Genomic DNA, 1,121 nt, shown 5'->3' with positions numbered 1-1,121 from the left:
ATCTCCGTACGAACGACGCTCACCACCACGATCATCGCGGTTGAACGAGGGACGATCATCACGATTGAAGGCGGGACGGCCGGAACCACGGTCATCGCGGTTGAACGACGGCCGGTCCCCACCACGGTTGTCGCGGTTGAACGAAGGACGGTCACCGCGATCACCCCGATAACCACCACCCGGACGGTCATCACGGTTGAACGGCGGACGCCCCCCACCGGGACGGTCATCGCGATTGAACGGCCTGCGCTCACCACTGTCGGGACGATTGGACGTGGGACGGCCGGAACCACGGTCGTCGCGGTTGTAGGACGGCCGGTCGCCACGATCGCGGGAGCCGTAGGAGCCACCACGGGACTGGTCACGGTCACCATAAGAACGCTGACCCTCGCCACGCGGCCCTGAGGGCCTCTGCCCGCCACCCGGACGGTCGTCGCGGTTGAACGCGGGACGGCCGGAACCACGGTCGTCACGGTTGTAGGACGGCCGGTCGCCACGATCACGAGAGCCGTAAGAACCGCTTGGGCGCCCCTCTCGACGCTCACCATATCGGGGACCGTCGCCCGGACGTCCCCTGTCACCACCTGCGCGATCGTTGCGGTGGCCTCCCTGGCCACCGGATCCGCGGTTTTCGCCCTCTTCGCGTCGACCGGCGCCCTCAGGCCCGTTGTCACTGTTCACTTCTGGTCCATTCGTTGGCTCACTCTGCGAGCGCGTCCCGTCTCTTCGATCGGATGGGACGATTCGCTGTGCGGGCGGTCTCCGGCCGCGGGGTGCGCCCCGTTCGCTATCGCTGCCCCGCCCTATCGTGGTCTGGCGCGACGAAGGCCACCCGCAGGTGGGGTGGCCCGGCCTCTCCAGCCTAGCAAGCCCCTGAAAGTCCATACGCCCTTCCACCGGCACCCAAAAATGATCATGGCCATGGCGGTGGATCCGTTGAGAGCGTTTCTGAAGAGAGCCACGAAGCCATCCGACTCGACGACCACAGCGTTGCCATGAGGGCGAAAACAGAGCCGAAGGGCGCCCGGAGAACACCGCCACAACGCGAAAAGGGCCCCCACCGTTGGTGGAGACCCCTCCCCCCATGAAAACCACGGAAAAACCTGAAGGCCCCCACCATT

The 1,121-nt window shown here is 66.1% G+C and carries 1 protein-coding gene; it reads right to left on the bottom strand.

Annotated elements, in window-relative coordinates; genetic code table 11:
* Nucleotides 1-257 (bottom strand): hypothetical protein (locus ACSC1Q_RS42940; protein ID WP_436764504.1); only part of this gene is annotated, 257 nt, incomplete at its 3' end.
* Nucleotides 258-1,121 lie beyond the last annotated feature (864 nt).

Origin of the sequence: Streptosporangium heterodermiicola, from assembly GCF_051390675.1 — a bacterium.
In the GTDB taxonomy this organism is placed as follows: Bacteria; Actinomycetota; Actinomycetes; order Streptosporangiales; family Streptosporangiaceae; genus Streptosporangium.
The sequence above is the reverse complement of the archived record's forward strand: the minus strand, read 5'-3'. Positions and strand labels throughout refer to the sequence as shown.